Here is a 26014-nt window from a genome sequence, read left to right as displayed (position 1 = left end):
AGGAGGTGCTGCAATTTATGAAATCTTATGGGAAATTTTTACTTAGAAGAATATTTTTTATGATTCTCACACTATTTCTAATTGCAACGATTACATTTTTCTTGATGAAGTTACTGCCAGGAACCCCTTATTCTAATGAAGATAAATTGTCACCTGAGCAAATTTATATTATGAATGAACGCTATGGCTTAAATGATCCCATTTTTGTTCAATATATTCGGTATATTTTTGGAATGGTCAAAGGGGACTTTGGTATTTCTTTCCAATTTAATAATACGCCTGTTTCCGAATTATTAGGAGCAAGAATTTGGCCATCTATTCAATTAGGGGCGCAAGCCTTAGTTTTAGGGACTGTGATTGGAACAGTTTTTGGTGTTTTGTCTGCTATGTATCGGAATACATGGATAGATTCAACATTAACCTTCTTATCTATTTTAGGGCAATCTATTCCTAACTTTGTGTTTGCTGTGTTATTACAACTTATTTTTGCGGTGAAATTGGGATGGTTTCCAATTGCTTTGTGGGATAAAGGATTTGCTTCTTCTATTCTTCCAACCATTGCTTTAGCTATTTCGCCTTTAGCGAACTCTGCACGATTTGTACGTACGGAGATGGTGGATGTGTTGAATTCTGATTATATTGAATTAGCGCGAGCTAAGGGATTGAGTCGAACAGCGGTGGCTTTCAAGCACGGAGTAAGAAATGCTTTGATTCCTTTGGTAACGATCCTAGGGCCTCTATCTGTTGCCTTGATGACAGGGTCAATGGTTGTTGAAAATATCTTTGCTATTCCGGGAATTGGAGAACAATTCGTTAAGTCAATTACAACAAATGACTATTCGACCATTATGGGAATGACGATGTTTTATTCGACTTCCTTAGTTGTTATTTTATTAATTGTTGATATTTTATACGGTATTATTGATCCACGTATTCGTGTGGCTAGTGAGGGGGAAAATTAGATGGCTGAAAAAAATCTCGCTATAAAAGCTATGTCAGCGGATAATTTTAAACCAGTGTCCCATAAAAACTTTATGGATGCTGAGACCATTTCTGCACCTTCTCTGAGCTTCCTTCAAGATGCTTGGCGTCGATTAACGAAAAATAAAGCCGCAATTGTATCTTTAGTGATTTTAGTTATTGTAACAGTTTTGGCTTTAATGGCTCCCCTGTTAGCTCCTCATGATTATGCAGCTCAAAACGCTCAATTTGCTAACTTACCTCCTAAAATTCCTGGATTAGAATGGTTATCTTTATTTGATGGAAAAACGAGAGTGGCAGGTGCAGCGATTGATGCTTATGCACACGCTGGAGTGCCGAATGGGCAATATTTCTATTTAGGAACGGATGCTTTAGGAAGAGATCTCTTATCTCGGATTTTATACGGAACGCGCGTTTCTCTCTTTATTGGTATTGTTGCAGCTACTCTTAATTTAGTGATTGGGGTGCCTTACGGAATTGTTTCTGGATGGTTTGGTGGCAGAGTCGATAATTTGATGCAACGTTTTCTAGAAGTTATGTCTGGGGTACCAAATCTTGTTATTGTGATTTTGCTTTTATTAGTATTAAAACCAGGGATTGCTTCCATTATTATTGCTTTAGCTTTTACAGAATGGATCACTATGGCTCGGTTAGTTCGGGCAGAAACCTTAAAAATCAAAAATGCAGAATATGTGTTAGCTGCACGTTCTTTAGGGGAATCGGGTTTTAATATTGCGGTGAAGCATATTTTACCTAATATTGCAGGGGTAGTGATTATCCAAACCATTTTTTCTATTCCAGCAGCGATTTTCTTTGAAGCGTTCTTGAGCTTTATTGGATTAGGAATTCCTGCACCCCAAGCTTCTTTGGGAACATTGATTAATGATGGATACAAGACTTTCAGATTCTTGCCACATCTTATGTGGTATCCAGCTGGAGTTCTTTGTTCAGTGATGATTTCCTTTAATATGTTAGCCAATGGGTTACGGGATGCTTTAGATCCTAAGATAAATGATTAGGAGGTTAGCAATGAGTGAAAATATCTTAGAAGTAAAAAATTTAGAAGTCGGATTTGATACTTTTGCTGGCCAAGTTCAAGCGATTCGAGGCGTTTCTTTTGAAGTGAAAAAAGGAGAAACTTTAGCTATTGTTGGAGAATCTGGGTCAGGAAAATCTGTGACTGTTCGTACGATTATGCGCCTATTAGCGAATAACGCTGTTTATAAAGGAGGACATATTATCTTTAAAGGAGAAGACCTCCTCGAAAAAGATGATAAGGCAATGCAAGCCATTCGTGGGGAAGATATTGCTATGATTTTCCAAGATCCAATGACTTCTTTGAATCCAGTTATGCGAATTGGAGATCAAGTAGCAGAGCCTATTCGGATCCACCAAAACACCAGCAAAGAAGAAGCTTATAAACGGGCTTTAGAGTTGCTGGAACAAGTAGGTATTCCAAATGCAAAGCGCCGTATGAAAGATTATCCTCATCAATTTTCTGGTGGACAACGGCAGCGTATTGTGATTGCCATTGCTTTGGCTTGTCGTCCATCGATTTTAATAGCTGACGAGCCAACAACCGCTTTAGATGTGACTATTCAAGCACAAATTTTAGATTTAATGAAGAGCTTGCAAGAAACTAGTCAGACGTCAATTATTTTTATTACTCATGATTTAGGAGTAGTAGCTAATGTGGCTGACCGTGTGGCAGTGATGTATGCCGGCAAAATTGTAGAATACGGAACAGTGGATGAAATTTTCTACAATCCACAGCATCCTTATACTTGGGGATTAATTACTTCCATGCCAACGTTGGATACGGAAGGAGAGCTCCTCTCTATTCCAGGAACTCCTCCAGATTTATTAGATCCTCCAAAAGGAGATGCTTTTGCTTTGCGGAGTGATTATGCGATGGCTATTGATTATGAAGAAGAACCTCCGATGTTTAAAGTCTCAGAGACGCATGCGGCAGCGACTTGGTTGCTTCATCCAGACTGTCCAGCAGTACAAGCACCTGATGAAATTCAACGTCGATTTGAAGTGTATAAAGAACTTCAATCACAAGGCGCAACAGATACGCATGAAAATATTGGGGTCTTAGATCAAGCCCATAAACAAGCACAAAAGAAGGAGGCTTGTCATGACTGATCAAAATAAAGCCTTATTAACCGTTAAACATTTAAAACAGTATTTTAATGTTGGTCAAAAGAATGAAGTTAAAGCGGTTGATGATATTAACTTTGAAATTTATGAAGGGGAGACATTCGGTTTAGTTGGAGAATCTGGTTCTGGAAAGACGACAACTGGACGGGCGGTTATGCATCTTTATAAACCCACTTCAGGAGAAATTATTTTTGAAGGAAATGATATTTCTAAAATTAAGAGCTATCAAGAAGAACTCTCTTTTAGAAAAGATATTCAAATGATTTTTCAAGATCCTTACGCTTCTTTAAATCCACGGATGAAAGTAGAAGATATTATTGCGGAAGGATTAGTCATTCATAAAATTGGAGCTAGTGACAAAGAACGCAAAGAGCGTGTGCGTGAACTCTTGAAAGTGGTTGGTTTGAAACCAGATCATGTTTCTCGTTATCCGCATGAATTTTCTGGGGGTCAGAGACAAAGAATTGGGATTGCCCGGGCTTTAGCTGTCAATCCAAAGATGATTATTGCGGACGAACCAATTTCTGCTTTGGATGTTTCTATTCAAGCGCAGGTTGTTAATCTTTTACAACAACTTCAAAAAGAATATAAGTTAACCTATCTCTTTATTGCACATGATTTATCCATGGTTAAATATATTTCTGACCGCATTGGCGTTATGTATCATGGCAAATTAGTAGAATTAGCAGAAGCGGATGAATTGTATTATCACGCGCTTCATTCTTATACTCAAAGTTTACTTTCTGCTGTTCCTCAACCAGACCCTATTCATGAACGCAATCGTCACCGTATTCCTTATGATCATAAAGAGTTTACCGGTGAAGAAAGTATGCATGAAGTTTCTCCTGGGCACTTTATTTACTGCTTAGATAGTGAAGTCGACTATTATCGTCAATTACGTCAAGCTTAAAAATATCAAACAAAAAGCCTGAAAGAAGACAAGTAAACATCTTTTTTCAGGCTTTTCTGTAAATAAAAGGAGAATGACTAAGCGTTATTCTTACGGTCTAAGTAGCTTTGAATCAATAAAATAATGAGTAAAAAAGAATACCAGATTATTTTATGGTTTCGCTTTTTTTGAGCAGGTGTGAGGGCTTTCTTAAACATGTTTTTCCTCCTCATTCCAATTCTATTTTATTTTATTATAGCATATAGCAACGGACGATTTTGAAATCTTTTGTTTTTATTAAGTCCTATTTTCCTCTTTCATGCAAAAGGAGGGGATGTGTTACAATAAATCTTTGGAAAGAGTAAGAATGTGTAAGGGGGATAAAAAGTGCAAGTAGGAATTGATCGGTTCAATTTTTATGTACCAAAGTATTATATTGATTTAAAAGATTTAGCAAAGGCTAGAGGAGAAGATCCGAATAAATATCTGATTGGTTTGGGTCAAGAAGAACAAGCGGTACCTCCCTTGTCTCAGGATACCATTAGTTTGGCTTTAAATGCCGCTTATCCCTTAATCACAGAAGAGGATCGTCAGGCGATTGACTTGGTTATTTTGGCTACTGAAACAAGTGTCGATCAATCCAAAGCCGGAGCGATTCTTTTGCATGACGGTTTAAACATTCAAGCTAAAGCACGTTGTATAGAAATGAAAGAGGCATGTTATAGCGGAACTTTTGCTTTAAGAACGGCTGTTGAACATGTGACACTTCATCCTAACTCCAAAGCCTTGGTAGTTTGTTCGGATATTGCTCGCTATGGGTTAAAAACTTCAGGGGAAGTCACTCAAGGAGCAGGAGCTGTGGCAATGATTATTGCAGCTCAACCTTCCGTTGCCGTGGTGAAAGACGATGCTACTTATTATAGTGTCAATGTTAATGACTTTTGGCGTCCGAATTATACGAGGAATGCTTGCGTAGATGGTCATTATTCCAACGATCGTTACTTGAAAGCTTTAGAAGAAACATGGACAGATTACCGCAAAACCCATAGCCGAGATTTGAAAGAGTTCAAAGCCTTCTGTTTCCATCTCCCTTATACTAAGATGGGGAAGAAAGGCCTAAATCAATTGACGAAGGATATGGCGGAAGAGGACAAGGCCACTTATTATGAATACTATGAAGCGAGTCGCCTTTACAATAAGCGCGTAGGGAATATTTATACCGGTTCTTTGTATTTGAGCTTCTTTTCTTTATTAGAAAATGGAAAAAATCTTCAAGCCCAAGATAAAATTGGGATGTATAGTTATGGATCAGGCGCAGTAGGTGAGTTTTATTCTTTGGAATTAGTGGAAGGTTTCGAGAATTACCTTCAGCCAACTGCTCATGCTAATCTTCTTAATGGGCGCCAAAAATTAAGTATAGCAGAATATGAAAACTTTTTTGAAGAAGGGTTGGTTGAAGACGGCTCTTTACAAAATATTCCTCCTCACCGAGATGAGGATTTCTTTAGATTGGATAAGTTAGAAGGGCATTGCCGGTATTATAGAAAATAAAAGAATATCCATACAAAAAAGCACCGACTTTTAGAGAGCGGCTTTGAAAAGTTGAACTTAGATCGTCAACTTTTGAGAGCTAGTTGGAAAAGCGGTGCTTTTTTTATTGTTAAAGGGTATTTTGACGAAGTTGAGAGAGAAGGCGCCTTGCAACTTCTTGGGAAAGGGTGGAGCTTGTTTTTAAGAGAGTTGTGAGTGGCTCGATCTCATCCTCTTTTGCTCCAACGCTCATGGCTAAGGAGCGAGACTGAAGGGCCATGTGGCCAGCTTGAATGCCTTCACTGACTAGAGCACGCAAAGCGGCAAGATTTTGACAAAGACCGACACTAGAAATCATAAGCATTAATTCTTTGGCATTGGGGGACTGCATCAGTTGATGGGCAATTTGAGCGGTGGGATGAATTTTGATAGAGCCACCGACACTTCCTACTGTGAGGGGAAGGGTGAGTGTTCCCTTTAAGCGTTGAGTCTGTTTATCGAAAGTCCATTGGCTTAGTCCCCGATATTTTCCATCTTTTGCAGCATAGGCGTGGCAGGCGGCTTCGTTTGCTCGCCAGTCATTTCCTGAAGCAATAAGAACAGCGTCTACTCCGTTCATAATGCCTTTATTGTGAGTGCATGCGCGGTAAGGGTCAATTTGAGCGAGACGACTAGCTTGAACAATGCGTTCAGCGATGGCTGTACCGGCTTCTATGGATTTGCCTAAAGCTTGGACAGGAACCTCACAGTCAGCTTGAACGAGAGATTTAGTGGCATAGTTACTTAGAATAGCCATTAAACAAGTCAAAGGCGGCAAATTTTTGTCGGATTGGCTGAGTGTTTCTAGATGGTGTGCTAAAGCTTCCAACATGGTATTTGTCATATTGGCCCCCATGGCTTCTTGAGTATCTAAAGTGACATATAATATGAAAAAATTTTCTTCGGAGTCTTCTTGGAAGTAAGGGGTAATTTTTTTGATCCCTCCGCCGCGTTTCTTTAAAGAAGGGTGGGCAGATTCCGCTAGCTGAATGAGGGGGGATTGGTGGGAGTGAATATACCTTTCCAAAATCTTAGCTTCTTTTTGGGAAGAAAGGCCGGTGAAAACAATTTCTCCGGTGAGTAGTCGGGTAAGGACATGGGCGGTGATACCTCCGCCTGCTCGAGCCATTTTAGCACCATTTGAAGCGGCGGCCACCACACTTGGTTCTTCGATAGCCATCGGAATAAGGATTTCTTTGCCGTTAATGACAAAATTTTTTCCAATTCCTAAAGGGAGGGTGTAAGTTCCAATGGCATTTTCGATCATGTGGTCAGCTGTAGCCAGGGGAAGAGACTGGTTGTTTTCTAATAAAGTTGCTTGGTCAGGGGTAATATGACCTCCTTGAACAAGGATTTCTAATCTTTCTTTTAGAGATAAATGGTAAAAGGGTGTAGACCTCATAGCTTATTATCGTCTCCTTTTTGTAATACTCTTAGTATAGCGGAAGTTGTAGGTAGAATAAAGAGAAAGGAGATAAGGCTTAGGGTATGCATTGCACAATAGCAAAGGATTCGATACAATAATACCAGAGAAAAGAATGAGGAGACGAGTATGAAAAAAAGAAAAGAAGTACTAAATGAAGATGAGATGCGTCGCGCAATAACCCGAATGACTTATGAAGTGTTAGAAAGAAATCATGGACATGAAAATATGGCTATTGTAGGTATTCGAACAAGAGGAGCAGTGATTGCGGAACGGATAGCACAGCGTATTGAAGAATTAGAAGGAGTTAAGATTCCGTTAGGCTTTTTGGATGTTAGTGGGTATCGGGATGATGTAACCAGTCTGGAAAGAAAGCAAACACTCCACTTAAATCAGTTAGATTTTTCAGTGACTGGTAAACATGTCTTTATTTGTGATGATGTGTTGATGACAGGAAGAACAATTCGTGCTACAATGGACGCGTTGGTAGATTATGGTCGCCCAAGTAAAATTTCTTTGGTGACTTTGATTGATCGAGGTCATCGCGAGCTACCGATCCGAGCAGACATTGTAGGGAAAAATATTCCCACTTCTCGAGAAGAAGCGGTGCAGGTGCGGATCAAAAATTGTGACCCAGAAGACGGCGTATACATTATTCAATCATTGAAACACTAGGGGAGCGTTAAGCTGAGATGTGAGAAACAGACCCTTTGAACTTGTAACTAGGTAATGCTAGCGAAAGAAAGTGCGATTAACTGGACAGGTAAGGGGACTTTCTTACCTGTTTTTATTATTAACAGAAGGATAGAAAGAGGGGCAAGGTAGCAGAAAAAATAAAAGGGCCACATGATCTTCCAACAGAAGAGAAAGAAGGTATCCTATGGGACAGAATAAGCGGCTATTATATCTATTAGAAATTGTTATGGCGGGGGTTCTTGCTTATCTTATTGGTCTTTTACCGACGACGAATGGGAGTGGGTTAGGGGTCAATTTAGGAGTGATTCCTCTCTATGTGATAGCTATTCGTCATAATGTGCGTGCGGGTATGTATGCAGGCTTTTTATTTGGAATGATCCAATTACTGACGGGGCAAGCAACGATTCTGACACCCGTTCAAGTGTTTATCGAATATTTCTTCGCTTTTATGATGGCGGGATTTGCGGGGACTTTTGCTCCTCAAATCAAAAAGGCACTGGACGAGAAGAAGTTGGCTTCCTTCTTTACCTGGGTAGGTGCGTCAACTTTTATCGGGATGTTTGTACAATATTTTGTTCATTTTCTAGCGGGTTATTTCTTTTGGCGGTCTTATGCCCCGAAAGGGATGAATCCTTGGATGTATTCGCTGATGGTGAATGGTGGAACAGGGCTGGCCACTTGGGTGGTTGCAGCGATTGCTGTGGGACTTTTACTCAAAACGGCTCCTGTGTTGTATCAGCCTAAAAAATAAAGCTTTCTTCTCAGTTATATCGCATACATGAGACGTTCTTTTCTATAAAAGAACGTCTTTTTTGACGTTTTTTATGTTAGAAGGGATTTAAAAGGGAAAAGAAAGTTTTTCCTCAGGGCGAAAGGAAGTATGATATGATTAACACGATGATTAGTGACTTGAGGAGGGCATCTATGTTATATACAAGCACGCGGGACAATCGGATCAGAATAACTGCTTCACAAGCGATTTTGCAAGGTTTATCAGAAGACGGGGGGCTTTATGTGCCGGTTGATTTTCCACGAATCAATCGGACATGGCAGGAAGTGAAGACCTATACGTATCAAGAGATGGCGGAATGGGTGTTGGGGCTGTTTTTGACGGATTTTAGTGCAGAATCGATTAAGGCTTGTGTTCAAGCGGCTTATGGTGAGAATTTTGATGATGAGAGGATGGCGCCTTTGGTGCAGGTAGGAGACCACTATCACTTGGAATTGTTTCATGGACAAACGATTGCTTTTAAAGATATGGCACTTTCTATTTTGCCTCATTTGATGAAAAAAGCTGCTAAAATGAATCACAATACAAATGAAATTGTGATTCTAACGGCAACCTCTGGAGATACTGGTAAGGCGGCTATGGCGGGCTTTAAGGATGTAATAGGGACAAAGATTATCGTCTTTTATCCCAAAGGAGGGGTCTCCTCCATTCAAGAACGTCAGATGATTACGCAAGAAGGAGAAAATACTTATGTCATAGCCGTAGAAGGGAATTTTGACGATGCCCAAAATCAAGTGAAGAAATTGTTCAATGATGTTTCACTTAGAGAAAAGCTAGCTCAAGAAGGCTGTCAGTTTTCGTCGGCAAATTCTATGAATATTGGCCGTCTGCTTCCTCAAATAGTTTATTATTTTTATGCTTATGCGCAGCTCCTTAAAGAAGGACAGATAAAAGAGGGAGAGAAGATCAATTTTACAGTACCTACTGGAAATTTTGGAAATATTTTAGCGGCTTATTATGCCAAAAAAATGGGGCTTCCTGTGGATAAGCTCGTGTGTGCTTCCAATGACAATACGGTTCTTTATGATTTATTCCAAACAGGAACTTATGACAGATGTCGTCCCTTTAAGTTAACGATTTCCCCTTCGATGGATATCTTGATTTCTTCTAATTTTGAACGTCTCTTATACTATGCGGTTGGAGAAAACAGTGAAGAAGTAAAGGACTATATGGACGCTCTCAATCTTAAGGGAAGTTATCATCTCTCTGATGAAGTTCGCAAACAGCTGTCAGATTTTGTGGGAGAATATGCGAGTGAAGAAGAAACTTTAAAAGAGATTGGAACAGTATACACTAAAGAAGGATACCTTATGGATCCCCATACAGCGGTGGCTTCTGTATGTGGTCATAAGGCAAAGAAGGGTTTAAAAGGGAAAAATATTATTGTTTCAACGGCTAGTCCTTATAAATTTCCTGAAGCTATTTTAAAAGCTTTAGCTGTAGAAAATCCTGAAACAGATAGAGAGCGATTAGAGTTTATTCACCAAAAAAGTGGGATAGCTTTTCCACCGACAATTACAGCTTTATTTCAAGCACCTGTTCGTCATCGGATGGAAGCTACAGTAGAAGAAATGAAAGATTATGTTTTGGCAATTATTCATCAGAAAAAGAAATAGAGGAAGGAGATTATTGTGCTAAAAGGAAAGAAAATTGCTGTTATGATAACAGGAGGAATAGCAGCTTATAAGGTTCCTTCTTTTGTAAGAGGATTGATAAAGGCAGGCGCTCAAGTCAGAGTAGCCATGACACCCCAAGCTGAGAAATTTGTGACAGCTGAGACTTTAAAGGTCTTGACCAAATATCCTGTGTTATTAGAACTGCAGATTTATCCAGAAGAGGTGGGACATGTTCATTTAGCGGATTGGGCAGATTTAGCAGTAGTTATTCCAGCAACTGCCAATACTCTTTCTAAAATGGCAAATGGACTGGCAGATAATGAGCTAACCTCTTCACTCTTGGCGATGACGTGTCCGAAGATGCTTGTTCCAGCGATGAATAGTAACATGTGGTCTAATTTTGCCACAAAAAAAAATATAGCTACCCTCAAAGAAGCTGGCCTTTTTGTGATTGAGCCTGAGGATGGCTTTCTGGCGGAGGGATATTCTGGCAAGGGAAGAATGCCTGATCCGGAGGTAATTTTGCAGGCGCTATATGCTTTGAGTGCTTTAGAAGATCTCAAAGGGAAGTTTTCTTTAGCTGGAGAAAAAGTCGCCATTAGTGCGGGAGGAACTGAAGAAGCTATTGACCCAGTTCGTTTCATTGGAAACCGGTCAAGTGGGAAGATGGGAGTCGCTTTGGCTTATGTGGCAGCCTTAGCGGGCGCAGAGGTGACCCTTGTTTGTGCCAAAAGTGCACAAGTACTACCTGTTTTACCTCAAATCCAAACCCGAGAGATAACAACCGCTTGCGAATTAAATGATGTCATGACCGCACTTAATGCTGAGGCGGATGTGCTTATTATGGCAGCTGCGGTGAGTGATTTTAGAGTTGAAAATCAAAGTCAACGAAAGATTAAAAAGGACAAGTCTAAACCAAAAGCTACTGGTCTGCAACTCAATCTTGTAGAAAATCCAGATATTTTAAAAGGGTTATCGAATGAAACGACCTATTTAGTGGGATTTGCAGCGGAGACGGATCATGTGGAAGACTATGCCAAAGAGAAACTTCAACGAAAGGGCGTGCATATGATCGTTGCCAATGATGTCAGTCAAAAAAATATAGGTTTTGGTTCTGAAAATAATGCGGTAACTATTCTCACTCAGCATTCTGAAGTTAAGATCCCGTTAGCTAATAAATTTAAGATTGCGGCTGCTATTTTGCAAGAAATTCAACGGGATCGTCACTAAGAGAAAAAAAGGCTGTTCTTTCCTTTAAGAGAGAAAGAGCAGCCTTTTTAGCACCTTTATTAATATTCTTCACCGAGTAAATAAGTTAAATCTTCCAATGTAAAAGGTGATTCATGATTGATTCGATCATAGTAAAGATGACCATTTAAGTGATCGATTTCATGCTGGAGGACAATAGCGGGATATCCTTTAAAACGGTTTTTGTAGGAATTCCCTTGTATATCTTGATAAGTAACGGTAATGCGCGCGTAACGTGGAACATAACCAGGAACATCGTCATCTACGGAGAGACAGCCTTCGCCTTCTTTCAAACAGATTTTTTCGGCGGAATGGCTCACAATTTTAGGATTGACCATCACTTTTTCTAGGTCGAAATCGTCAGCATAAGCGTTTGGATCAAGTTTCGGAACTAATAAGGCTATCATTTGGCGACCTACACCAACTTGTGGAGCAGCTAAGCCAACCCCTGCGCGAAGTCCCATTTCCTTACCGATTTTAGGGTCTTGACTGTTGTAGAGATATTCCATCATATCATGGGCGAGTTGCAAATCTTTTTTGGTTAAAGGAAATTCGATTTTTTCAGAAACTTGTCTTAGGACAGGCTCTCCGTCTCTGGTAATGTCATTCATATAATACATAAAGTTCCTCCTCAACGTTACGTGATCAAACACGTGTCTTACAATAACATATTTTCTCAAATAATAGAGAATAAGTCAAAGGTCGGATGTTATATAAACAAGGAATAAAAAAAGAAACAGAAATAAAACAGATGAACAGTGAACTGAAAAGAAGCTGCTCCCTCAGCAAACAGTGTAACGACGGTAATGTGAAAGCGTTAACATGTATATTCTGTTAATGCTTTCACATATAAGAGAGCTGTATTAATATAGAAAGTTTAAAATCTGGAAGAGGTTTCGTTGAAATTGATTTTGGAAGATGATAAATTGAGAGAGTGAAGAGTGATTAGAACAATTTAGATACACTTTTTAATAGGTTTTTATTCAGAAAGGAATGTGTACAGATGGCAAAACAACCAGTAGATTATGAAGCACAACTGGCTGGTATCGCTGACCAATTTAAGATGGTTCGCATACTAGACGAAGAAGGAAATGTCGTTAATCCTGACATTATGCCTGATTTGACAGACGATCAACTCGTAGAATTGATGAAGAGAATGGTCTTCTCTAGAACTCTTCACGAACGTTCTATGGCTTATTCTCGTCAAGGTCGTTTAGGATTCTATGCACCTACTTATGGCCAAGAAGCTTCCCAAATGGCAAGTTCTTATGCTTTTGAAGAAGGTGACTGGCTATTCCCAGGTTATCGTGATATCCCAGAACTTGTGGCTAAAGGTCTTTCTATTGAAAAAGCTTTCCATTGGTCACGTGGTCACGTTGATGGAAACAGATATCCAGAAGGTTTGAACGCAATGCCTCCACAAATTATTATCGGGGCACAATTAATGCAAGGTATGGGGAATGCCGTTGGTCAAAAATTAAATGGCTCCAAGAATGTTTCTTATACTTATACAGGTGATGGTGGTTCTAGCCAGGGTGACTCTTATGAAGCATGGAACTATGCAGGTCGTTTCAAAGCTCCAATCGTGTTCTTTGTTCAAAATAACGGATTTGCGATTTCCACACCTCGCTTTAAACAAAGTGCTGCTAAAACTTTAGCACAAAAGGCAGTTGCAGCGGGATTCCCTGGAGTACAAGTAGATGGAAACGATGCATTAGCTGTTTATGCAGTTGCTAAACAAGCACGTGAATGGGTAGCAGCAGGTAATGGTCCTGTTTTAGTTGAAACCATCACAAACCGCTTAGGCGCACACTCTACTTCTGGTGATGATCCTAAGATTTATCGTACAAAAGAAGATATTGAATTATGGACTTCTCGTGAACCATTAATTCGTTACCGTGCTTTCCTTGAAAACAAGGGACTTTGGGATGAAAAGACAGAAACAGAATATGTTGAAAGCTTGAAAGAAGAAATTCAAGAAGCAATTAAAGCTGCTGAAGCTGAACCTAAACAAAAAGTTTCTGACTTCTTGAAGTACATGTTTGAAAATCCAGGACAAAATATCAAAGAACAAATTGCTATTTTTGAAGCAAAGGAGAGTGACTAAGCATGGCAAAAGGAAAAACAATGATTGAAGCCATCACTGAAGCGATGGATCAAGAAATGGCACGTAATGACAAGCTCTTACTATTTGGTGAAGATGTTGGTAAGAACGGTGGGGTTTTCCGTGCATCAAAAGGCTTGTTTGATAAATATGGTGAAGACCGTATTATCGATACTCCATTATCTGAATCCGGTATTGGTGGTTTAGCTATCGGTCTATGCTTACAAGGGTTCCGTCCAATTATGGAAATTCAATTCTCCGCATTTGTGTTTGAAGTAATGGACTCTATTGCAGGTCAAATGTCTCGTTACCGCTTCCGTTATGGCGCAACACGTAATTTCCCAATTACTGTTCGTTCACCATTTGGTGGTGGTGTTCATACACCAGAAATGCACGCAGACTCTGTTGAAGGTTTGTTTGTTCAAACGCCAGGTATTAAAGTGGTTATTCCTTCTAACCCTTATGATGCTAAAGGACTTTTAATCTCAGCTATTCGTGATAATGACCCAGTCATCTTCCTAGAACATATGAAATTGTATCGTTCTTTCCGTGAAGAAGTACCTGAAGAAGAATACACCGTTCCATTGTGTGAAGCAAATGTCGCACGTGAAGGGAAAGATGTAACAATCATTTCTTATGGTTACATGGTACGTGAATCCCTCAAAGCAGCAGAAGAATTAGAAAAAGAAAACATTTCTGTTGAAGTTATTGACTTAAGAACTGTTTCTCCAGTTGATTATGAAACCATCGGCAAGTCTGTTCAAAAGACAGGACGTGTAGTCATGGTTCAAGAAGCACAGCGTGAAGCTGGTGCTGGAAACAATATTATTGCTGAAATCTCTATGCGGAATATTCTTTCCTTAGAAGCACCTGTAGAATTTGTTGCTTCTCCAGATACTGTTTATCCATTTGGTTTAGCTGAAAATGATTGGTTACCAAATGTAGAAGACATCAAGGAAGCCGTTAAGAAAACTATTAACTTCTAATAGTTAGGATAAATACAGAAGGGATGATTTGCAAATATGGCTTATATTTTCAATATGCCAGATGTCGGCGAAGGCATGAGCGAAGGCGAGATTGTTAGCTGGCATGTTGCTGAAGGCGACGAAGTAAAAGAAGAAGACGTTATTGTTGAAGTTCAAAACGATAAATCTGTTGAAGAAGTGTTTGCCCCAGTAAGTGGTAAAGTCGTTAAGATTTATGTACCAGAAGGGGAAGTTGCAATGGTCGGGGAACCTCTTATTTCCTTTGAAGGAGAAGGTTTACCAGATAACAGTGCAGAAGCTGCTCCGGCTGCAGAAGCTGCTCCGGCTGCAGAAGCTGCCCCAGCACCTGCCCCAGCCCCAGCTGCTCCAACACCAGCACCAGCTGCACCTGCTGCCCCAGCCCCAGTTGCTCCAACACCAGCACCTGTTGCTGTTGATCCAAATCGTTTGATTTTAGCTATGCCATCTGTTCGCCAATATGCGCGCGAAAAAGGTGTAGATATCAAACAAGTACCAGGTACTGGTAAAAATGGACGTATCTTACGTCAAGATATTGATAACTTCCAAGGTGGCGTAGCCGTTGCCGCTGCTCCAGCTGCCGCTGCAGCACCTGCTGCTGAAGCCGCACCAGCCGCTCCAGCTCCACAAAACTTCGAAGGTCAAGTAGAACATGTGAAGATGACTCCAATGCGTAAAGCTATCGCTAAAGCAATGGAAACTTCTAAATACACTGCTCCAGATGTTACCTTATTCAAGAATGTGGAAGTTTCTAAACTTTGGGCACATCGTAAGAAATTCAAAGGGATTGCTGCTGAACGTGATACCAAGTTAACATTCTTACCATACGCAGTAAAAGCTGTAGTAGCTGCTGCTAAGAAGTATCCAATGTTAAATGCTTCTGTTGATGATAATGCTCATGAATTCCTCGTTAAACATTTCTACAATGTTGGAATTGCTACAGATACAGAACAAGGTCTCTTTGTTCCAGTTATTCATGGGGCAGATAGCAAGTCGATGTTTGATATTGCTGATGAAATTAATGAAAAAGCTGAATTGGCTCATGCAGGTAAATTAAAACCTGATGACATGTCAAATGGTACAATTACCATTTCTAATATTGGTTCCGCGCGTGGTGAATTCTTCACCCCAATCATTAATTACCCAGAAGTAGCTATTCTAGGATTTGGCTCTATTGTTCAAGAACCAGTTGTAGATGAAAACGGCGAATTAGCAGTTGGACGTGTCTTGAAATTATCTTTGACCTTCGACCACCGTATTGTAGATGGCATGACAGGTCAAAAATTCTTAAACGAAATTTCACGTTTGCTAGCTGATCCAGAATTATTATTAATGGAATCTTAAGGGAGGTTTTCAGATAAATGGTTGTTGGTGCAATGGCGATTGAGTTAGACACCGTTGTCGTTGGGGCTGGCCCTGGCGGATACGTAGCTGCTATTCGTGCAGCTGAAGATGGTCAAAAAGTGGCCATTATTGAACGGGAATATATTGGTGGCGTGTGCTTAAATGTAGGTTGTATTCCATCAAAAGCTTTAATTCAAGCAGGACATGCTTATCATAATGCTAATCATGGGTCAGAAATCTTTGGGGTAGATTCTAAAGCTACTCTAGATTTCACTAAGACTCAAGAATGGAAAGACAATAAAGTGGTTAAGACCTTGACAGGTGGCGTTGAAATGCTACTTAAGAAACACAAGGTTCAAATTATTCGTGGGGAAGCTTACTTTAATGGAAGTCATGAATTAACCGTAATGGGTAAAGATGACACTCATCAACTTTATAGCTTCAACAATGCGATTGTTGCCACTGGTTCTACTCCAATTCAAATTAAAGGCTTTAAATTTGGTGGCCGTGTGATTGATTCCACTGGCGCTTTGAACTTAAAAGAAGTTCCTAAGAAATTAGTCGTTATTGGCGGGGGTGTTATTGGGTCTGAATTAGGGTCTGCTTATGCAAACTTAGGCAGTCAAGTCACTATCCTAGAAGGCTCGGCACAAATTTTGCCAAACTTTGAAAAAGACTTAGTAGCTGTTGTTCAAAAAGGAATGAAAGCCAAAGGAATGGATATCCATGTTAAAGCAATGGCTAAAGAAGCTATTGATAATGGAGATTCTGTAACTGTTAAATATGAAGTAGACGGCAAAGCTAACGAAATCGTTGCAGACTACGTATTAGTTTGTGTAGGTCGTCGTCCCAATACTTCAAACTTAGGGTTAGAAGCTATCGGCGTTAAAATGAATGAACGTGGCTTAATTGAAGTTGATAATCAAGGCCGGACAAGTGTAGATCACATCTTCGCTATTGGTGATATCGTTCCTGGTGCTGCTTTAGCACATAAGGCTTCTTATGAAGGTAAAGTGGCTGCAGCTGCTATTGCCGGGAAACCTGCTGCAGTAGACTACCGTGTAATGCCATCTGTTGCTTTCACGGATCCAGAAGTAGCTTCCTATGGCTTAACAGAAAAACAAGCCAAAGAAAAAGGTTTGAATGTTAAATCAACGAAATTCCCATTAGCTGGAAATGGACGTGCCTTATCCTTACATCAAACAGAAGGATTCCTTCGCCTTGTAGCTACTAAAGAAGATCATGTGATTGTTGGTGCACAAATGGTCGGAGTAGGCGCTTCTGATGTTATGGCTGAAGCTGGATTAGCAATTGAAGCCGGAATGAATGCAGAAGATATTACTTTAACCATCCATGGTCACCCATCACTTGGTGAAATTATGATGGATACAGCTGAAGGTGTCTTAGGACAAGCTATTCACATGTAATTTAAAAATAAATTGAACTTTCTAATAGCCTAATTAGAAAGTTCACAAACAGTTTAAAAGCAGAGAATGCCCGTGAGGCACTCTGCTTTTTTGTTTTATACTTTTGAAAGGATTGTGTGAAATATTTTGACTTATTGATTGAATACTTGTACAATTTTTTTATCTGTCACTCAAATTTTATAAGAATTCATGAATGGATAGAAAACACTAGAAGAGGTGAAAGCGTTGATTATTCAATTCAAAGATGTAGAAAAATATTATGGTGATTTTCATGCTTTAAACAATATAAATTTAGAAATTGATGAAGGTGAGGTAGTCACCCTAATTGGACCTTCTGGATCTGGAAAGTCGACTCTTCTTCGCTGTATTAATGCTTTAGAAGAAATTTCTTCCGGACATTTATATTGTGATGGACAGGATGTGACGGATTCAAAATGTGATATTCGAAAGATACGCAGAGATTTTGGAATGGTATTTCAACATTTCGAACTCTATCCACATATGACAGTATTAGAAAATGTCACATTAGCTCCCGTAAAAGTTTTAAAAGAAAGTAAAGAAGAAGCATATGAACGCGCGGAAAAATTATTAAAACGTGTGAATATGTGGGATAAAAAAGATTCTTATCCGAGCCAACTTTCAGGCGGTCAGAAGCAGAGAGTAGCTATTGCGAGAGGCCTAGCTATGCGGCCTAAAGTGCTATTGTTTGACGAACCTACTTCGGCTTTAGATCCAGAAATGGTAGGGGAAGTTCTCCATGTTATGAAGAGCTTAGCACGAGATGATCATATGACAATGATTGTGGTTACGCACGAAATGCGATTTGCTCGTCATGTCAGCACCCGAACTATTTTTATGGTTAATGGAGAAATTATAGAGGATCGGCCAAGTGAAGATTTCTTTGAATGTCCGAATTCTAAACGGGCAAAAGAATTTATTTCTTCCTTAGAAGGCATAGAGTAGGAGACTGTATGGGACAAATAAAAAAAATCAAGAATTTAGGAATGGCTTCACTTTTATTTGCTTTGATGAGTTTGAGTGGATGCCATAAAGGAGAGCGACCAGAGGATATCTCTGAACGGATTCATGAAAGTTCTCCAGCAATTATTCGTTGGGGAGTCAAAGTTGACACTAATCTTTTTGGTTATTACAGCATTAAAAACCAAGAAATTGAGGGGTTTGATATTGATCTCGCTAAGGCTTTAACGAAAAAAATAGCTGGACCTGAAGCTGAGGCAGAATTTGTAGAAGTTTCAGCTAAAACGCGGGTGCCATTAGTCAAAAATGGAAATATTGATGCTATTATGGCCACTATGACGATAACAGATAAACGAAAACAAATTTTAGATTTTTCAAAAACTTACTTTAAAGCTGGCCAAGCCGTTATGGTACCAGAAAATTCTTCTATTCAGTCTCTGTCAGATTTGGATGAAGGAAAGATTGTGCTAACCGTTAAGGGGACTACCGCAGCTTCTAAGATCAAAGAAGTAGCTCCTCGCGTTAAAACGTTAGAAATGGAAAGTTATTCGGAAGCTTTCACAGCACTCAAATCCGGTCAAGGAGATGCTATGACAACAGATAATTCGATCTTACTAGGAATTATGACCAATAACCCCGGTTATCACTTAGTAGGAGGAATCTATACAAGAGATCCTTATGGCATAGCTGTTGATAAAGGACAAGAGGCTTGGCTAGATACGATTAATGAAGCCTTGGATGAATTAGTGGCTGATGGAAGTTACCAAAAGATTTTTGACAAATGGTTCCCTAAAGATGCAGAAGATTCGTCGATTATGACGGAAAAGGAGGAATAAAGTTGATTAACTTATTAGAAACTTATTCATCTCTTTTGTGGGCAGGTTTTTGCAATACGTGGTTAGTTAGTTTGTTAGCCTTATTTTTTTCAACCATTATCGGTAGTCTAATAGGGATGATGCAGACTTCCACGTATTTGGGTATTCGGAAAATAGGAAATATTTATGTAGAATTTTTCAGAAATATTCCCCTTTTAGTTATTTGCATGTTCTTTTATGTGGTAATTCCCCTTTATTTTGTTAAAATTAATGGCTTTACAGCTGGACTTTTTGGGTTGACTATTTATACGTCTGCTTTTATTGCAGATATTGTGAAAGGTGGCATTCAAAGCGTTCCTGAGGGTCAAAAAGAGGTCGGACTGTCTCAAGGATTTACTAAACGGCAAGTGATGCGCTATATTATTTTCCCTCAAGCTATTCGTTTATCTCTTCCACCTTTAGGTAATCAATTTATTAATTTGGTTAAGAATTCTAGTGTATTGGCAATGGTCGCCGGCTTGGATATTATGTATTATGGGGACGTTATTGCGAGTGAAACCTTTGCGACTTTTGAATCTTATATCCTTGTGGGAATGTGTTACTTAGTGATTACCGTTCCTCTGACTTATTTGATGAAAAAGTTAGAACGGCACTTAGCTCTACAATAGAAAGGGGAGAATGTTATGGATTTTTTAGGCGCTTTTCAATGGGCAAATCTTTCTTTCCTTTGGCAAGGTTTAAGAGTAACCCTTCAAGTGACTGTGATTACAATTCTGCTCAGTCTTTTGTTTGGAACGCTTTTAGGGATTATTCGCTATCTTAAGATTGCTTTCCTATCCAAGGGAGTAGGTTTTGTGATTGATATTATACGCAATCTACCGCTGCTTCTTATTATATTTTTTACTTATTTTGCTCTGCCACAAATGGTACTCCGTTTGAATATTTTCTGGTCTGCGATTGCAGCAATGACAGTTTTCGAGTCTGCAATGATCTCTGAAATTATTCGTGGAGGTATGGAAGCGGTAGATAAGGGGCAGACAGAGGCAGCTCTTTCTACCGGCTTAACTTATCCTCAAGCTATTGGCCATGTTATTCTTCCTCAAGCGATTCGGTCTATGCTATCTGCTTTGGTTAGCCAACTCATTGCTTTGATTAAGGACACCTCTTTAGCTACTATTATTTCCTTGCCAGAACTTACTCACAATGCGCGAATTATTTATGGTCAGAATACCAATCAAGTGATTCCTATGTTTGTGATTATGGCAGCCTGTTATTGGGGAATTTGTTTCTTGTTATCTGTACTTTCTAAACAATTAAAATTTTAACAAATAAAGGAAAGAAAACTCTGACGATCAGGCTTCTTTCCTTTATTGGCTTTTTAGGAACCTTTCGATAAAAATTCGTGATATGCTATAATAAAAAGAAAAAATGAAGAGGTTACGCAGATGAATAATTATTCTTATCCCTTACTTTCGGGACTTTCTAATGAAGAAATTAGTATTTTAATTGATTTATGGGTGGCTGTAGAAGAGGCCTATGAAGATCAAATCCGTGCTGAAAAATTCTTGGAAAGATATCAGGCCTTTAAGCGGATTGTTCCTTCGAAGATGGAAGAAAAGCAATTAGGGAAGGAATTTGAGGAAAGATCTGGGTATAGTTTGTATCAAGTGGTACAGTTGGCGAATGCGGCAGATTCCAAAGCCGCTTTACATGTAGATTAGAGAGAGGGCGAGCGTTTGAAAATAGAAAACTTAGCTGAAGAAGTTCGAAACTGGATGCAAGAGGCTGGTCAACGGATTAGAGAACAGTTGACACGCCCTATGCAGGTGAAAACGAAATCAGGTCCCAAAGATTTAGTGACCAATATCGATAAATCGACAGAAGCTTTTTTTAGAGAGAAGATTCAAAAGACTTATCCGAATGATAAAATTTTAGGAGAAGAAGGCGGCAAGGATCAAATTAAAGACCTAACAGGGTCTGTTTGGATTATTGATCCGATTGACGGTACGACAAATTTTGTTTGTCAGAAGAAGAATTTTGCGATTATGATCGGGTATTTTGTCGACGGAAGCCCTGCTTTTGGAGCTATCTATGATGTGATGCAGGATGATTATTTTGAAAGAATTTGTGGGAAAGAACTTCGTCGGAATGGACAAGTGTATTCCCTTCCTTGTCAAGATAAGGCTCTAAAAGACAGTTTAATGGCGGCAAGTTCGCGATTAGTCTTGGGAAATAGCCACAATTTCTTAGAAATTGTGGATCATTCTTTAGGCTTTAGATGTTATGGATCTGCCAGCATGGAAATTTTGGCTTTGTTAAAGGGAGATATTGCTCTTTATGCGGCAATGAATTTAAAACCTTGGGATCTAGCTGCAGGGATGGCTTTATTAAAGGGGACGCCTATTCGGATAACACGCCTAGACGGGGGAGAGATCAACCTTATGACCGAAACTCCTGCTTTGATGGCTTATCCGAGTGCGTATGCGACTTTTTTAGAAAACTATAAGGATTAGCAGAGGATCATTCTTTCTTAATAAAAGAAGCTGGTGATTTTCTTTTGGAGAAGCAGCTGCTTAAAACTTGAAGTTTTTGGAGTTTTTAACTGTTTTAAAAGAGATATAGATAAAAAACTAGGCATTTTTGAGGATGCGTGGTACAATGAATCGTCGAGTAAACGAATAAACGGGAGGAATGTAAACAATGGCAAAGCGCGAAAATATTCGTAATGTAGCAATTATCGCTCACGTTGACCATGGAAAAACCACCTTGGTTAACCAATTATTAGAGGAATCAGATACTTTAGATGAACGTACCCAATTACAAGATCGGGCAATGGACTCTAATGCGATTGAGCGGGAACGAGGCATTACCATTTTAGCGAAAAATACCGCCGTTAACTATAAAGGAACCCGTATCAACATTATGGATACACCAGGGCACGCCGATTTTGGTGGAGAAGTTGAACGGATTATGACCATGGTAGATGGGGTAGTTTTAGTAGTGGATGCTGCTGAAGGAACTATGCCCCAAACACGTTTTGTTTTGCAAAAAGCTTTTGAAGCAGGCAAACCTGCGGTAGTGGTTGTTAACAAAATTGATAAACCAGCCGCTCGTCCTTTAGAAGTTGTGGATGAAGTTTTGGATTTATTCATTGAATTAGGTGCAGATGAAAGCCAAATCGAATTTCCAGTGGTTTATGCTTCTGCAATGAACGGAACAACTTCGCTTTCCTCCGATCCCAAAGATCAAGAAAAAACCATGGATTATTTGTTTGATTCCATTATCAATAATATTCCAGCCCCTGAGGATAATGAAGATGAAGCTCTTCAATTCCAAGTCTGCATGTTAGATTATAATGATTATGTTGGACGTATTGGGGTGGGACGTGTCTTTAGAGGAACTATTCGTGTAGGAGACACCGTTACTTTGAATAAGTTAGATGGCACCAAGAAAGATTTCCGTGTCACTAAATTATTTGGTTACTTAGGATTAGATCGTATTGATATTACGGAAGCAAAAGCCGGAGATATTATTGCAGTTTCTGGTATGGAAGATATTTACGTGGGTGAAACGGTAACAGACACCACTATTCAAGAAGCTTTACCAGCCTTGCATATTGATGAACCAACCCTACAAATGACATTCTTAACCAATAATTCACCTTTTGCGGGTCGTGAAGGTGAAAAGGTGACCGCACGTAATATTGAAGACCGTTTGAAATATGAATTGCATACAGATGTTTCCTTACGGGTAGAAGACACAGATCAACCTGATCAATGGATCGTATCCGGACGTGGGGAATTACACTTATCTATCTTAATTGAAACTATGCGTCGTGAAGGATTCGAATTGCAAGTATCTCGTCCAAAGGTTATTCATAAAGAAATAGAAGGCGTAATGTGTGAACCATTTGAAGCTGTTCAAATTGATACACCAGAAGAATATCAAGGGGCTGTTATTCAATCCTTGAACGAACGGCAAGGAACGATGCGTAACATGGTGAACACTGGGCGTGGGACTGTTCGTTTGGAATATTTAGTTCCTTCCCGTGGGATGATTGGTTATTCCACTGAATTTGTTCAAATGACACATGGTTATGGGATCATCAACCATACTTTTGAATGCTATCAACCCAATATTAAAGTCCCTCTGGGCGGCCGTCGGAATGGGGCTTTGGTTTCTACTGAAACAGGTAAGGCAACCACTTACGGAATTATGCAAGTAGAAGATAGAGGAACGATCTTCGTTAATCCAGGAACCGAAGTTTATGAAGGAATGATTGTCGGAGAAAATTCACGTGAAAATGATATTGATGTGAATATTGTTAAGGCTAAGAATTTGACCAATGTCCGTTCTGCAACCAAGGACCAAACCGCTACGATTAAGGCACCGAAGATTTTGAACTTGGAACAATCTTTGGAATTTATGGATGATGACGAATACTGCGAAGTTACTCCAGAAAATGTTCGTTTACGTAAACAAATCTTAAATAAGGCTGAACGTGCACGTCATACCAAACGTCAAAAGAAAAATAGTTAATCTACTATAGCTAGGCAGTAAGGGACTTCCTGTGTAAGGAGGTCCTTTTTTAGTAATGAAGGAAGTCAGAAAGATGAAATCTATTAAGAAGTCTCTAGCTGTGCTATAATTGTATTGTTAGTCTAGGGTAAGGGGCGGAAAGAAGTGTCAAAAAAGAATTTACATGTTGACAAAAAGCGAGAAAAGCAATGGGAAAATCCTTTCTTTAAGAATTTTTCTAAGGGATTAAATTTTAATTTGATCGTTCCGAGCTTATTGTTATTAGCGATTGGACTAGTTGCAGTGGCCTCTGCTTCCAATTATAAAGCGTTAGTTGAAAGTCAATATGCGTCATCTATTACTTATCTGGTTCGCCAGATTATATTTGCTCTTTTTGGGGGATTGATGTGCTTATTTGTTTATCGCATACGACCGGAAATTTTTCGAAGGAATCAACTCAAAAATTTTTTAATTGTTGGTATGTCTGTTGTTTTAGTGGTGGTCTTCTTCCTTATGCCTACCATTAATGGAGCAAAGGGCTGGATTGTGTTGGGACCTATTTCTATTCAACCAGTAGAATTCTTAAAGCCATTAATGATTTTGTTGTGGGCAGATTATTTAGATCGGCATCAACAAGAGGTGGTCAATGAAGGCATGGGCTCCACTTTAAAAAAGAATTTTAAATTGCCTTTGGTATTGTTGGCTTGGTTGGCTATTGTGTTTCTTTTCCCGGATACAGGTGGGGTTTTACTTTTAAGCTTGATTTTAATAGGCATGACCCTTGCTTCAGGGATCCCCTTAATTTTTACGAAGCGTTTCTTAGGATGGGGAACAGGGGTTTACTTGTTTTCTGTTGTTTTTTTGAAACTTTTCAATCTCTCTTTTCTATCTAAAGTTTCTTATAAGTTAGCGCGACTGATTTCTTTTGCTAATCCTTTTCGGGATGCCAAGGGAACAGGTCTGCAATTAGTGAATTCTTATTATGCTTTAGCTATGGGGGGATTACTTGGACGAGGACCTGGCAACAGTATTCAGAAGACAGGTTACCTGCCAGAAGCACACACTGATTTTATCATGGCGATTGTAGGAGAAGAATATGGCTTTATAGGGATGTTTTTAATCTTATTAGCTTATTTTTACTTGATTTTTTATATTTTTTACAGAGCTAAAAGAATTATTAATAACTATCATCAGCTGATTATGATTGGAATCGGCTTTTACTTCTTGAGCCAGATTTTAGTCAATTTGGGAGGAATTACAGGGCTTATTCCTATTACAGGAGTAACTTTCCCGTTTATTTCTTATGGAGGATCTTCAATTTTGACGACAGGGATTATGTTGGGATTAGCGCTTGCCATTGATGATCGCAATCAGCGAGCACTTTATCTCCAAAATGAAAAATAAAAGAAACTTTTTTGAAGGAATGACAGCAAAAAAGAAGGGAGGAAAAAATATGTCTTTAGAACTACCTCAACGCCAAGAACTTATCGTTTGGCTGAAAAATATGAAGAAAATAAGATATCTTTATCGATATGGGAAGATTTACTACGTGTCTAATCGCCGTCGTTATGCCATTCTGTACACAGATAAGGGGGAAGAGGTTATTCAAACCCTCTCGAGCCTTGATTTTGTAAAAGAGGTGAGTCTTTCGCCTCGGCAAACGATTAATTATGATTTTTCTGTAGCGCTCGAACCGGAAACTGAGCGAGCAGAACGTTTAAAAAAAGAAAATGATTTTGAATATCCTCTGAAATAGATGGATAGAAGATGTTCAAGCGGTTCTTACACAAGAACCGCTTTTATAAAGAGAAAAAAGGGAAAGGAAGAAAAAAATGCGTGTGATAGCCGGAGAATTTGGGGGCATTCCGCTTCAAGCGGTTCCGGGTAAGAATACCCGACCGACTACGGGTAAGGTGAAGGAATCCATGTTTAATATTATCGGGCAGCATCTCAAAGGGGGACGCGTATTGGATTTTTACGCAGGATCTGGCGCTTTAGGAATTGAGGCTTTGTCAAGAGGTGCGGATTTTGTTTATGGCTGTGAGAAGAACCGACAGGCCCAAGAGACTATTCTCAAAAATATTGCTAAAACGCATGTTGAAGGTAGATATCGTCTGCTAACGGCGGACAATCAACGGAGTTTAAAGCGACTAAGACAAGAAGAGCCGCAGTTAACTTTTGATTGGATATTTTTAGATCCTCCTTATAAGGGGCAGACTTTGTTGGCTTTACTAGAACAATTTCAAGAGGAGCAGTGGCTTTCTGATGGGGCGACGCTTGTTTGTGAATTAGGAAGTGAAGATAATTTACCCGAAAAGGTGGGACAGTTAGTCTGCTTTAGGAATGTGGTCTATGGTATTACGCGGGTAGTTTGTTACCGATTGGCAGAATGAAAAATTAAATAAAAAATTTGTATATCAAAACGTTGGGGGCCTAAGTTGGCTATTCC

The 26014-nt window shown here is 39.4% G+C and carries 25 protein-coding genes and 1 riboswitch; of the genes, 23 read left to right on the top strand and 2 right to left on the bottom strand.

What is annotated here, in order from left to right; translation table 11 throughout:
* Window positions 1-17: 17 nt before the first annotated feature.
* From opp3b to AWM71_RS01805, 5 genes are all read left to right on the top strand, one after another.
* Window positions 18-962 (top strand): oligopeptide ABC transporter permease, encoded by a 945-nt coding sequence (gene opp3b / locus AWM71_RS01825; protein WP_060776390.1) that lies wholly within the window; start codon window positions 18-20, stop codon window positions 960-962.
* Window positions 963-2000, top strand: coding sequence for an oligopeptide ABC transporter permease (gene opp3C, locus AWM71_RS01820; RefSeq protein WP_060776389.1), 1038 nt, complete (start codon window positions 963-965; stop codon window positions 1998-2000).
* Window positions 2001-2010: 10 nt separating this feature from the next.
* Complete coding sequence (locus AWM71_RS01815; protein ID WP_060776388.1) at window positions 2011-3129, top strand: ABC transporter ATP-binding protein; 1119 nt, start codon at window positions 2011-2013, stop codon at window positions 3127-3129.
* A complete protein-coding gene (locus AWM71_RS01810; protein ID WP_060776387.1) occupies window positions 3122-4054 on the top strand; it encodes an ABC transporter ATP-binding protein in 933 nt (310 codons plus the stop codon). The genes AWM71_RS01815 and AWM71_RS01810 overlap by 8 nt, the downstream gene beginning before the upstream one ends.
* 366 nt (window positions 4055-4420) lie before the next feature.
* A complete protein-coding gene (locus AWM71_RS01805) occupies window positions 4421-5584 on the top strand; it encodes a hydroxymethylglutaryl-CoA synthase (RefSeq protein ID WP_060776386.1) in 1164 nt (387 codons plus the stop codon).
* 109 nt (window positions 5585-5693) lie between these two features.
* Here AWM71_RS01805 and AWM71_RS01800 read toward each other — a convergent pair whose 3' ends face one another.
* The gene (locus AWM71_RS01800) at window positions 5694-7004 is read right to left on the bottom strand and encodes a hydroxymethylglutaryl-CoA reductase, degradative (protein ID WP_060776385.1); all 1311 of its coding nucleotides are present in this window, start codon (window positions 7002-7004) and stop codon (window positions 5694-5696) included.
* 150 nt (window positions 7005-7154) lie between these two features.
* Here AWM71_RS01800 and pyrR point away from each other — a divergent pair, with 150 nt between their 5' ends.
* From pyrR to coaBC, 4 genes are all read left to right on the top strand, one after another.
* Window positions 7155-7700 carry a bifunctional pyr operon transcriptional regulator/uracil phosphoribosyltransferase PyrR gene (gene pyrR, locus AWM71_RS01795; RefSeq protein ID WP_060776384.1) on the top strand — a complete coding sequence of 182 codons (546 nt, stop codon included), beginning with the start codon at window positions 7155-7157 and terminating at the stop codon, window positions 7698-7700.
* A riboswitch (TPP riboswitch) is annotated at window positions 7689-7786 on the top strand. Its footprint overlaps the gene before it by 12 nt.
* Window positions 7787-7905: 119 nt before the next feature.
* A complete protein-coding gene (thiT, locus tag AWM71_RS01790; protein WP_060776383.1) occupies window positions 7906-8472 on the top strand; it encodes an energy-coupled thiamine transporter ThiT in 567 nt (188 codons plus the stop codon).
* A 146-nt stretch (window positions 8473-8618) separates the two neighbouring features.
* Window positions 8619-10127: a threonine synthase gene (gene thrC / locus AWM71_RS01785; protein ID WP_060777430.1), complete on the top strand. Its 1509-nt coding sequence runs from the start codon at window positions 8619-8621 to the stop codon at window positions 10125-10127.
* Window positions 10128-10142: 15 nt separating this feature from the next.
* Window positions 10143-11357: a bifunctional phosphopantothenoylcysteine decarboxylase/phosphopantothenate--cysteine ligase CoaBC gene (coaBC, locus tag AWM71_RS01780; RefSeq protein WP_082632688.1), complete on the top strand. Its 1215-nt coding sequence runs from the start codon at window positions 10143-10145 to the stop codon at window positions 11355-11357.
* 59 nt (window positions 11358-11416) lie between these two features.
* Here coaBC and def read toward each other — a convergent pair whose 3' ends face one another.
* The gene (gene def / locus AWM71_RS01775) at window positions 11417-11995 is read right to left on the bottom strand and encodes a peptide deformylase (protein WP_060776382.1); all 579 of its coding nucleotides are present in this window, start codon (window positions 11993-11995) and stop codon (window positions 11417-11419) included.
* Window positions 11996-12378: 383 nt separating this feature from the next.
* Here def and pdhA point away from each other — a divergent pair, with 383 nt between their 5' ends.
* The 14 genes from pdhA to rsmD all read left to right on the top strand — a co-directional run bounded on the left by pdhA (window position 12379) and on the right by rsmD (window position 25958).
* A complete protein-coding gene (pdhA, locus tag AWM71_RS01770; protein ID WP_060776381.1) occupies window positions 12379-13482 on the top strand; it encodes a pyruvate dehydrogenase (acetyl-transferring) E1 component subunit alpha in 1104 nt (367 codons plus the stop codon).
* A gap of 2 nt (window positions 13483-13484) precedes the next feature.
* A complete protein-coding gene (locus AWM71_RS01765; protein ID WP_060776380.1) occupies window positions 13485-14465 on the top strand; it encodes an alpha-ketoacid dehydrogenase subunit beta in 981 nt (326 codons plus the stop codon).
* Between the two features lie 36 nt (window positions 14466-14501).
* On the top strand, window positions 14502-15827 hold the full coding sequence (locus AWM71_RS01760; RefSeq protein WP_060776379.1) for a dihydrolipoamide acetyltransferase family protein: 1326 nt from the start codon (window positions 14502-14504) through the stop codon (window positions 15825-15827).
* 17 nt (window positions 15828-15844) lie between these two features.
* Window positions 15845-17254 (top strand): dihydrolipoyl dehydrogenase, encoded by a 1410-nt coding sequence (lpdA, locus tag AWM71_RS01755; RefSeq protein ID WP_060776378.1) that lies wholly within the window; start codon window positions 15845-15847, stop codon window positions 17252-17254.
* A 228-nt stretch (window positions 17255-17482) separates the two neighbouring features.
* Window positions 17483-18217, top strand: coding sequence for an amino acid ABC transporter ATP-binding protein (locus tag AWM71_RS01750; RefSeq protein ID WP_060777428.1), 735 nt, complete (start codon window positions 17483-17485; stop codon window positions 18215-18217).
* 17 nt (window positions 18218-18234) lie between these two features.
* Window positions 18235-19068, top strand: a complete 834-nt coding sequence (locus AWM71_RS01745) for a transporter substrate-binding domain-containing protein (protein WP_101659649.1) — start codon at window positions 18235-18237, stop codon at window positions 19066-19068.
* A gap of 2 nt (window positions 19069-19070) precedes the next feature.
* Window positions 19071-19715, top strand: a complete 645-nt coding sequence (locus tag AWM71_RS01740; RefSeq protein ID WP_060776376.1) for an amino acid ABC transporter permease — start codon at window positions 19071-19073, stop codon at window positions 19713-19715.
* 15 nt (window positions 19716-19730) lie between these two features.
* Window positions 19731-20372: an amino acid ABC transporter permease gene (locus tag AWM71_RS01735; RefSeq protein ID WP_060776375.1), complete on the top strand. Its 642-nt coding sequence runs from the start codon at window positions 19731-19733 to the stop codon at window positions 20370-20372.
* A gap of 120 nt (window positions 20373-20492) precedes the next feature.
* Window positions 20493-20768, top strand: a complete 276-nt coding sequence (locus AWM71_RS01730; RefSeq protein ID WP_060776374.1) for a UPF0223 family protein — start codon at window positions 20493-20495, stop codon at window positions 20766-20768.
* Window positions 20769-20783: 15 nt separating this feature from the next.
* Window positions 20784-21560 (top strand): inositol monophosphatase family protein, encoded by a 777-nt coding sequence (locus tag AWM71_RS01725; protein ID WP_236701137.1) that lies wholly within the window; start codon window positions 20784-20786, stop codon window positions 21558-21560.
* Window positions 21561-21747: 187 nt separating this feature from the next.
* The gene (gene typA, locus AWM71_RS01720) at window positions 21748-23586 is read left to right on the top strand and encodes a translational GTPase TypA (RefSeq protein WP_060776373.1); all 1839 of its coding nucleotides are present in this window, start codon (window positions 21748-21750) and stop codon (window positions 23584-23586) included.
* Window positions 23587-23730: 144 nt separating this feature from the next.
* Window positions 23731-24969: an FtsW/RodA/SpoVE family cell cycle protein gene (locus AWM71_RS01715; RefSeq protein WP_060776372.1), complete on the top strand. Its 1239-nt coding sequence runs from the start codon at window positions 23731-23733 to the stop codon at window positions 24967-24969.
* 49 nt (window positions 24970-25018) lie between these two features.
* Window positions 25019-25321, top strand: a complete 303-nt coding sequence (locus tag AWM71_RS01710; RefSeq protein ID WP_158320027.1) for a DUF2129 domain-containing protein — start codon at window positions 25019-25021, stop codon at window positions 25319-25321.
* 76 nt (window positions 25322-25397) lie between these two features.
* Window positions 25398-25958, top strand: a complete 561-nt coding sequence (gene rsmD / locus AWM71_RS01705) for a 16S rRNA (guanine(966)-N(2))-methyltransferase RsmD (protein WP_060776370.1) — start codon at window positions 25398-25400, stop codon at window positions 25956-25958.
* The last annotated feature ends 56 nt before the right edge of the window (window positions 25959-26014 follow it).

Source organism: Aerococcus christensenii (assembly GCF_001543105.1).
In the GTDB taxonomy this organism is placed as follows: domain Bacteria; phylum Bacillota; class Bacilli; order Lactobacillales; family Aerococcaceae; genus Aerococcus; species Aerococcus christensenii.
Note: the sequence above shows the minus strand (reverse complement) of the source record. Positions and strands in the feature narration are given on the sequence as shown.